General features: G+C 73.4%; 7 protein-coding genes and 2 pseudogenes. 6 read left to right on the top strand and 3 right to left on the bottom strand.

Features of this window, described 5'->3' with window-relative positions:
• Both HKK72_RS31900 and HKK72_RS31895 read left to right on the top strand, forming a co-directional pair.
• A partial coding sequence (locus HKK72_RS31900; protein ID WP_315987556.1) for an ATP-dependent helicase C-terminal domain-containing protein occupies positions 1 to 1,632 on the top strand: 1,632 nt, incomplete at its 5' end.
• A 101-nt stretch (positions 1,633 to 1,733) separates the two neighbouring features.
• Positions 1,734 to 2,261, top strand: a complete 528-nt coding sequence (locus HKK72_RS31895) for a hypothetical protein (RefSeq protein WP_187238152.1) — start codon at positions 1,734 to 1,736, stop codon at positions 2,259 to 2,261.
• Here HKK72_RS31895 and HKK72_RS31890 read toward each other — a convergent pair.
• The 3 genes and pseudogenes from HKK72_RS31890 to HKK72_RS31880 all read right to left on the bottom strand — a co-directional run bounded on the left by HKK72_RS31890 (position 2,236) and on the right by HKK72_RS31880 (position 4,575).
• Positions 2,236 to 3,214: pseudogene (locus tag HKK72_RS31890) on the bottom strand (DNA glycosylase AlkZ-like family protein). The gene HKK72_RS31895 and the pseudogene HKK72_RS31890 sit on opposite strands and share 26 nt — an antisense overlap.
• Before the next feature lie 216 nt (positions 3,215 to 3,430).
• Positions 3,431 to 3,484 (bottom strand): annotated as a pseudogene (locus HKK72_RS42955) (hypothetical protein); the annotation flags it as partial.
• Between the two features lie 80 nt (positions 3,485 to 3,564).
• Entirely contained in the window at positions 3,565 to 4,575 is a 1,011-nt protein-coding gene (locus HKK72_RS31880) for a LacI family DNA-binding transcriptional regulator (RefSeq protein ID WP_187238149.1), read from the bottom strand.
• A 127-nt stretch (positions 4,576 to 4,702) separates the two neighbouring features.
• Here HKK72_RS31880 and HKK72_RS31875 point away from each other — a divergent pair, with 127 nt between their 5' ends.
• From HKK72_RS31875 to HKK72_RS31860, 4 genes are all read left to right on the top strand, one after another.
• On the top strand, positions 4,703 to 5,674 hold the full coding sequence (locus HKK72_RS31875) for an ABC transporter permease (protein ID WP_187238148.1): 972 nt from the start codon (positions 4,703 to 4,705) through the stop codon (positions 5,672 to 5,674).
• Between the two features lie 66 nt (positions 5,675 to 5,740).
• Complete coding sequence (locus HKK72_RS31870; RefSeq protein ID WP_187238147.1) at positions 5,741 to 6,760, top strand: ABC transporter substrate-binding protein; 1,020 nt, start codon at positions 5,741 to 5,743, stop codon at positions 6,758 to 6,760.
• A 2-nt stretch (positions 6,761 to 6,762) separates the two neighbouring features.
• Positions 6,763 to 7,587, top strand: coding sequence for an ABC transporter ATP-binding protein (locus HKK72_RS31865; protein WP_222721392.1), 825 nt, complete (start codon positions 6,763 to 6,765; stop codon positions 7,585 to 7,587).
• On the top strand, positions 7,584 to 8,653 hold a 1,070-nt coding region (locus tag HKK72_RS31860), incomplete at its 3' end, for a hypothetical protein (protein WP_222721391.1). The genes HKK72_RS31865 and HKK72_RS31860, both read left to right, overlap by 4 nt.

Below are 8,653 nucleotides of genomic sequence, written 5' to 3'. Positions count from 1 at the left end.
CCGCGCACCGACCACGCCCGCGGGCTGAGCGCCCTCACGACCGTACGGGCGTCGCGCGCGTCGGCGGAGCAGCGCGCGGGCCGGGCCGGTCGCGAGGCCCCGGGCGCGGTCTACCGCTGCTGGAGCGAGGCCGAGCACGCGCGGCTGCCGGAGCGGCCACAGCCGGAGATCGCGCTGGCCGACCTGACCGGCTTCGCTCTCCACGCGGCGTGCTGGGGCGACCCGGACGCGACCGGGCTGGCCCTGCTCGACGCTCCGCCCGCAGGCGCCATGCGAGCGGCCAGGGACACCCTGCACGCGATCGGCGCGGTCGACTCCGGCGGCCGGGCGACCTCGCGGGGACGGCGCCTGGCCCGGGTCGGCGCGCACCCCCGGCTGGCCCGGGCCCTGCTGGACGGCGCCGCGCGGGTCGGCGCCCGGTCGGCCGCCGAGGTGGTGGCACTGCTGTCCGAGCGTCCGCCGGCCGGGGTCGGTGACGATCTGACCGCGCTCTGGCGGGCCGCCCGACGAGGCCGCGACGGCCACGCCGCCCGGTGGAGGGACGAGGCGCGGCGCCTCGAGGCCGCGCTACGCGACCTCGACCCGGAGCCGCTCGCCTCCGCTCGTGATCACGCAGCCGGTCACCGGGCCGGGTCGCGTACGGCCGCGAGGTCACGGCCGGAGGCGGGCGATGACGCGGTGGCCGGGACCGTGGTGGCGCTCGCGTTCCCCGAACGGGTGGCGAGGGCGCGGCCCGGGTCCGGGCTCCTGATGGTCTCGGGCACCGGCGCGGAGCTCGCGGCCGGCTCTCCTCTGGCGAGCGCGCCCTGGCTCGCGGTCGCGGTCGCCGATCGGCCGGCCGGCTCGGCCTCGGCCCGCGTCCGCCAGGCCGTCGTCATCGGCGAGGACATCGCCCGTCTCGCCGCCGGCTCCCTCCACTCGACGGCCGACGAGGTCGGCTGGGCCGACGGGGACGTTGTCGCGCGCCGCGTCGAGCGGCTCGGCGCCATCGAGCTTTCCGCCGTGCCGTTGCGCAAGCCCGATCCCGCGCTGGTGACCACCGCGCTGCTGGAGGGTCTGCGCAAGGAGGGGCCGGCTCTGCTCATCTGGACCAGGGACGCCACCGCTCTGCGGGAACGCCTCGCGTTCTGTCACGCGGTGATGGGCGACCCCTGGCCGGCGGTCGACGATGCCGAGCTGCTGGGGAGGGCGGCGGAGTGGCTGCCGCTGGCGGGGTCGCGGCGCCGGGCCGACCTGGAGCGGATCGACGTCGCCGCGGCGCTGCGCAGGCTGCCGCCGTGGGAGTGCGCGGCGCGGCTCGACGACCTCGCTCCCGAGCGGGTCACCGTGCCGAGCGGCTCCCGGATCCGGATCGACTACTCGGGTGAGCGGCCCGTGCTGGCCGTGAAGCTGCAGGAGCTGTTCGGCTGGGATGCCGCGCCCCGGCTCGCCGGCGGGCGGGTGCCACTGGTGGTCCACCTGCTCTCTCCGGCCGGCCGGCCGGCGGCGGTGACCGCCGACCTGGCGTCGTTCTGGCGGGAGGGCTACCGCGGCGTACGGGCGGAGCTGCGCGGCCGCTATCCACGGCATCCCTGGCCGGAGGACCCGACCACCGCGCCGCCGACCCGCCGGGCCGCCCCGCGCCGGCGCTGAGCGCCCTGGACTGGGCGATCGTTCGGAGTTGATCACCATTGGGCGGAGCGCGATCGCCCGGTTGCGCTGCGTCGCGCACCTCGGTCGCCCATACTGGTCCGATGGCCGACAGCAGGGGATCCGACGGAGGCACCGACTGGGGGGCCGACAAACTGGACCCGACGGGCGTCATGGACGCTCTCACCGCTCTGCGCGCCCCCATCGCCGTCGACCCGGCGGTGGCCCTCGACAGCGCGTTCCTGCTGGGCCGGCTGCTCGCCACGGTCGAGGTCAAGGCCGGAGCGGGCGGCAGGCACGACGACTGGCGCAACTTCGACGCCGGTTACCTGTCGGCCATCGCGAGCCCGGACCGGCCACAGTCGCAGGTCCTGGTGCACCTGGGCATCAAGCGGCTGATCCGCACCGTACGGCAGCTGCGCGAGATCGACGGCATGGCCGCGCAGGCGGCCCTCATGGGGCTGACCGCGGTGGTGTCGGCGCTGTTCGTCGAGGCGCTCGTCGCCGACGACGAGACCCCGCTGGAGGACTTCTTCGAGCCGCTCGAGGAGGCCAGGAACCTGCTCGCCAAGGCGACCGACAAGGTCGCCGAGCTGCAGGGCACGCTCAAGCAGTTCCGGGCCGGACCCTGAGCCTGGCCTCGGTGCCGAGGAACCGGCCGATGTCGGCGGCGTCACCGGTCACGGCCAGGGCGCGCTCGCCGGTCAGCGTCTCGAACGGCTCGAGATCGATGTCCACGGTCCTCGCCGTCCGCCGGATGCGCCAGACACCGAGCACCTTCCCGTCGACGATCAGCACGGGGCGCAGCACCCCGCCGCCCGGGTGCACCCGCAGGCGATACGGCTCGGCCACCGACGGCTCGCGGGTCCGCCACCCGAGCAGGTACTCGTCGTACCCCGGGACCAGCCGCACGATCTCGGCGGCCTGGCCGGAGCCCCGGGGCGGGTCGCCGCCCGGCCGGTTCGTGTGCGCGCCGGTATCTGCGCGCCAGCTCGGCGAGCGCCCGGCCGCGGTCGGTCTCCATGACGATCGGGGCGCCGAGCCAGTCGGCCGCGTGCACGTACGTCGGCCGGCCCGCACGGTCCGGTCCGAGCACGACCCGGCCGGCCTGGGCGGACAGGCCCGCCAGGTGCACGACCGCCTGCCCGTGCGCGGTGAGCCCGACCCGGGCCAGGCGATCGCCGAGTTCGGATTTGGTGAGCGGCCCCTGACCGAGCAGTGCCCTGTCGACGGCGCGGATCGCCTCGCCGGTCTCGGCGCGGACACCGAGCTGACGCAGCCGTCGCAGCGATCCGGCCGGCCCCTTGCGGACGAGCGGCAGCAGCCACGGCAGGTCGTCCGCGGCCATGAGGTGCAGGGTGCCGCGGGGACCCCACGTGCGCACGACCTCGCGCTCGTCGCGGGCGGCCGCCGCGTCGGCTCCCGTGATCCCCGGCACCCGGGCGCGCAGCGCCAGCGGGAAGCCACCGAGGTCCTGTGCCTGTACGGCCAGCAGCCGCCGGACGGCGTCGGCCACGCCGACGATCGCCGGACGATGCAGGAGCTGCGCCCTGGCCCGCAGCCGGAGCCCCTCGTCATCGGTCATCGGGACAGCCAACCGCATGACCGGCCCTGTCGACCACGAGGCGTCGGGCCCGCACTGTCAGATCCGCACTGTCAGACCCACGCTGTCAGACCCGCGTACGGGGACTCGATGAACTGCCGGCCGTTGAGGTCGACGGGCGTGTCGATCCCGTAGGCGGCGAACAGATGGAGCGACATTGGCGTCGACCCACAGCGGGGCGTCCGGCGCGTGGCGCCGCACCACGGCCACCACGGCGACATCGGTCTGTTCGTCATGCAGGCCGATCTTCACCTTGAAGGCGCGGTAGCCCAGTTCGAGGCCCTTTCGCGGCCACGTACGCGAACAACTGCATGATCACGGCAGGTGGGGGGTCAGGGCGGGGCGGTGCTGGCCCGGAGGACGACCTGGCCGCTGAAGCGCGTCACGCGAGAGCGCGGGCCGCGAGGTTTCCGCAGGGCGAGGGCCATGACCGCCTGCCCCATCTCGGCGAGCGGCAGCGCGACCGTCGTGAGCGGGGGGCTGAGGTCGCGGACGATCGGAATGTCGTCGAAGCCGGCGAGGGACACGTCCCCGGGAACGCGCAACCCGTGGTCGCGCAGCGCCGCGAGCGCGCCGATCGCCATCACGTCGGTGCTGGCGAACACGCAGGTCGCCCGGAGCCCGCGCTCGAGCAGTTCGGCGCACGCGTCGTAGCCGCCGTCGCGGGTGAACGCGCCCTCGACGACCTGGTCGGGCGCGAGTTCGACGCCGGCCTCGGCGAGGGCGCCGCGGAAACCGCCGAGCCGGTCCGACACGGTGGTGAGCGCGCTTGGGCCGCTCAGCACGGCGAAGTCACGGTGGCCGAGGCCGAGCAGGGCGCGCGCGAGCGCCGCCCCGCCTGCGCGGTTCTCCGGCAGCACCGTGTCGACCCGCAGGGTGCGGTGCCGGCTGACCACGGCCACCCGGCCGCCGCCGCGCAGGTACGGATCCAGCTCGGCGCTCATCGCGCGCTCCCACCCGCGGTCCTGGAAGCCCGAGCTGATCAGCAGGATCGCGCGGGCCTGCTGGGCGCGGAGCGTGGAGACGTAGGCGATCTCGCGGGCGGGATCGCGGAACGTGCTGGCCAGCATCATCAGCAGATCCTGTTCGGCGGCCGCGCGCATGACGCCGCTGGCGATCGCCGCGAAGTAGGGGTCGCTGACGTCGTGACAGATGACCCCGACGAGCCGGCTCGAGGCGCTGGCGAGAGCCTGCGCGTGGGCGTTCGGGATATAGCCCAGCAGGTCCGCGGCGGCGAGCACCCGCTCGCGCAGTTCGTCGCGGACCTTTGCGGTTCCGTTCAGCACCCGCGACGCCGTCGCCGGCGAGACGCCGGCCGAGCGCGCGACGACCTTCAGCGTCACGTGGGCCGATGCTCCGCGCTCGCTCACGGGCGCCCCCAGGTCAAGGCAGTGGCACGCTGTCGGACCTCGGGCCGGGCTATTGACCGCACCCGATGGGGTCTTTACGGTATCAGAAAGCGCTTTCAGAATGCGCTTTCCAACCAGCGTCGACGAATGGTGCGACCGGCCCCGCGGCCAGCAGGGCGGCTCTCGGACTTCGGAGGAGCTCACCGTGGAGCAGGGCAGCACATCCACGACTCCGGCCGGTTCCCCGGCCGCCGCCGAGCCCGCGATCGCCGGAGTGGCCGAGCGGGTCCGGCCGGGCCTGGGCGAACGGGCCGTCGACACGCTCGAACGCTCCTGGCGGCCGGTCGCGCTGCTCCTCGCCTGCTTCGCCGCTTGGTGGGCGGTCTCGGCCACCCGGCTCGTGGAGCCGTATCTCGTGCCGTCGCCCGGCACGACCCTGCGGGTGATGGGGGACCAGGCCGGCTATCTCTGGCAGCACACCTGGGTGACGACCTACGAGACGCTGCTGGGATTCGCGATCGCCGTCGTCGTGGGGATTCTCGCCGCCGTGGTGATGGTCTACTCCTCCACCGTCGAGAAGACTTTCTACCCCGTGCTCCTGTTCGCCCAGGTCGTCCCCAAGATCGCGATCGCCCCGCTGTTCGTCGTGTGGCTCGGCTTCGGCATCGCACCCAAGATCGTGATCGCCGTGCTCATCGCCTTCTTCCCTATCGTCATCTCGATGGTGACCGGCCTGAAGGCGGTCGACCCCGAGATGATCGAGCTCTCCGCGACGATGGGGGCGGGGCCGCTGCAGACCTTCGTGAAGATCCGGTTTCCGGCATCACTGCCGCACCTGTTCTCCGGGCTGAAGGTCGCCGTCACGCTGGCGGTCACCGGAGCCGTGGTCGGTGAGTTCGTCGGTGCGAACAAGGGCCTCGGTTTCGTGATCCTGCAGGCGAACGGGAACCTCGACACCCCGATGCTCTTCGCCGGGCTGCTCGTCATGTCGCTGATCGGGGTGGTCCTCTTCATGCTCGTGGAGATCGCCGAAAAGCTCCTGCTCCCGTGGCACGCCAGCCGCCGGGGCGACGCCGTCACCACCACCTACTGACCCGCTCGGCACCTGCGGTCCCGCACCTTCGCCCCCGACCACCCCCAGCTCGAGGAGCGCCACACCATGAGACTCCGGAGACTCGCCGTCGGCCTCGTCCCTTTGCTGATGCTCACCGCGGCCTGCGGCGGCGGAGGTACGGAGAAGAGCAAGAGCGCGTCGGGCAAGGACCTCGACAAGGTCACGTTCACGCTGAACTGGTACCCGTACGGTGAGCACGCGCCGTTCTACTACGGCAAGAAGCAGGGAATCTACGAAAAGCACGGCATCGACCTGCAGATCCAGGCCGGCCAGGGCTCGCAGAAGACCGTGCAGGCCACCGGAGCCGGCCAGACCGAGTTCGGCTGGGCCGACACCCCGGCGCTGCTCGCCGCGGTGGGGCAGGGCGTCCCGGTCAAGAGCCTCGGGGTCTTCCTGCAGACCACACCGGCGTCCGTGCAGTTCTTCTCCGAGAAGAACATCAAGGCCCCGGCCGACCTCAAGGGCAAGAAGATCGCCGGCACCGCCGGCGACGCGCTGTCGAAGACCTTCCCGGTCTTCCTCAAGAAGAACGGAATGAGCGAGTCCGATGTCCAGATCCAGAACACCGACCCGGCCGGCAAGATCGCGGCGGTGATCTCGGGCAAGACCGACGCGCTCCTCGGCTACGCCAGCGACCAGGGCCCGACCATGCAGGACAAGGCCGGCAAGCCGGTGTCGTACCTGCGCTTCTCCGAGCACGGGCTGAACTTCTACTCCAACGGGCTGCTCGCTGGTACCCGCATCCTCAAGAGCGACCCCGACCTCGCCAAGCGTCTGGTCGCGGCGACCAGCGAGGCGTGGGCGGCGGCGGAGAAGAGCCCTCAGTCGGCCGTCGACAGCATGCAGGGAGCCTCCGCGCAGCTGCCGCCGCCTGGGGTGCTGTCGGAGCAGTTCAAGACCACGCTGACCCTTCTGCACACCGACGCCACCAAGGGCAAGGCGCCCGGTGTCAACACCGAGGCCGACTGGAAGCAGACCATCGACGTCTTCGCCGGGGCGGGCATGGTCGCCGACCCCAAGCAGCCCGCGGAGTACTGGGAGACCAGCGCGGCGCCGAAGGGATGACGATGGCGGAGGAGACCCTGGCGGAGTCGGCCCTGGCCGGGAAGCGCGGCGGGAGCGGCGCCGCCGTGGACCTGGCCGACGTGGCCGTCCGCTTCCGTACGAAGAAGAAGGACGTCACGGCGCTGCGGGAGGTCTCGCTGAGCGTCGCGATGGGCGAGTTCGTGGCGATCGTCGGCCCGTCGGGTTGCGGCAAGTCGACGCTGCTCAAGCTGGTGGCCGGTCTGCTCAAGCCCTCGGCCGGTGTCGTACGGCTGCGCGGCGAGGCCGTCACCGGCCCGCGGCGCGACATCGGGTACGTCTTCCAGCGGGCCGCGCTGCTGGAATGGCGCAGCGCCAGGCGCAACATCCTGCTCCAGGCGGAGATGCGCCACATGCCGGGCGCGCAGGCGCGCGAGCGGGCCGACGAGCTCATCGACATGACCGGCCTGCGGGGTTTCGAGGACGCCTACCCGCACGAGTTGTCGGGCGGCATGCAGCAGCGGGTGGCACTCTGCCGCGCGTTGCTGCACCGGCCCCCGGTCCTGCTCATGGACGAGCCGTTCGGGGCGCTCGACGCGCTGACCCGGGAGCAGATGAACATCGAGCTGAACCGGATCTGGCGCGAGACCGGCACGACCGTGCTGCTGGTCACCCACTCGATCGCGGAGGCGGTCTACCTGGCGGACCGGGTCGTCGTGATGAGCTTCCGGCCCGGCACCGTAACGGAGATCATCGAGGTCGGTCTGCCCGCCGAACGCGACTACGCGGAGACGATGGGACGGGAGGAGTTCTCCTCCGCCACGACCCGGATCCGCCGGCTGCTCGGTGCCGCGTCGGGCGCCGAGTGACCGGACCCGCGACGGGGCCGCTCGCGGGCGGGCCACCGCGGACGTGGCGCGACTCCGCCGGCGCCTGGCTCGGTCTCGGCGCCGCACCCGGGGCGCTCGTCCTCGGCGCGCAGATCGGCGGGCGGCACGACGGCCATCTGCCGGCCCAGGTGCTCGTGGCCGGCGGCGCGATGATGGCGCTGCTGCTCGCCGTACAGGGACGGCTCGGGCTGCGCGCACCGGCGGGGGAGGACGCGACGCTGTCGGAGCTCACCCCCCGCTATCTGCCTTCCTTGGCCGACCGCGCGGTGACCGTGCTCCTCGCGATGGCGATGGTGGGCTGGTTCGGCTTCAACGTCGGGCTCGGCGGTGGCGCGGCCGCCGCCCTGCTCGGGCTGCCCGAGCCGGTGGGCATCCTGCTGCTCGGCGTGCCGGTCACGGGCGTGCTACTGGCGGGCACCGGCCGCTGGAACGCCGTGGCGGTGGCGGCGACGCTGAGCGCCATCACGCTGATCGCCATCGTGGCCGTCCGGCTTCCGCCGCCGGAACCGGTGCTGACCACCGGATACGACGGAAGCGGCCGGTTCGCCGCGGACGTCGCCGGATACCTCGGATACGTGGCGGTGTTCGCGGTGCGGGCGCCGGACTTCACCGTCGGCCTCGGACGGCGGCGGGATCTCGGGTGGTGCGTGGCCCTGCTGGTCGGGGCGGCGCTCGCCGCGAGCACGGTGGGCGCCGGGCTCGCGGCCGCCAGCGGATCCGCCGACGTCGTCGCCGTGCTCGCCGGGCCGGGCGGGCTGCCCGTCGCCAACCTCTTCGTCGCGGCCTCCGTGGTGGCGCCCACGCTGACGACGATGCATTCGGGCGCACTCGCCGTACGCCGTCTGGCCGTACGCCGCTTCGGGCCGGTTCCGCAACGCGCCGCCGTGCTCGCGATCGCCGTGCCCGGGCTGGCGCTGGCGTTCTTCCGCGTGGACCGGCTGATGCTCGCCTGGCTCTCGCTGCTGGCGGCCGTGCTGCCCGCCCTCATCGTGCCGATGGCCGTCGAGGCGGCCCGGCGGCGCCGCGGCCGTGCGCCGCGTCCGGT

Origin of the sequence: Actinomadura sp. HBU206391 (genome assembly GCF_014323665.1) — a bacterium.
Lineage (GTDB): Bacteria > Actinomycetota > Actinomycetes > Streptosporangiales > Streptosporangiaceae > Actinomadura_C.
The sequence above is the reverse complement of the archived record's forward strand: the minus strand, read 5'-3'. Positions and strand labels throughout refer to the sequence as shown.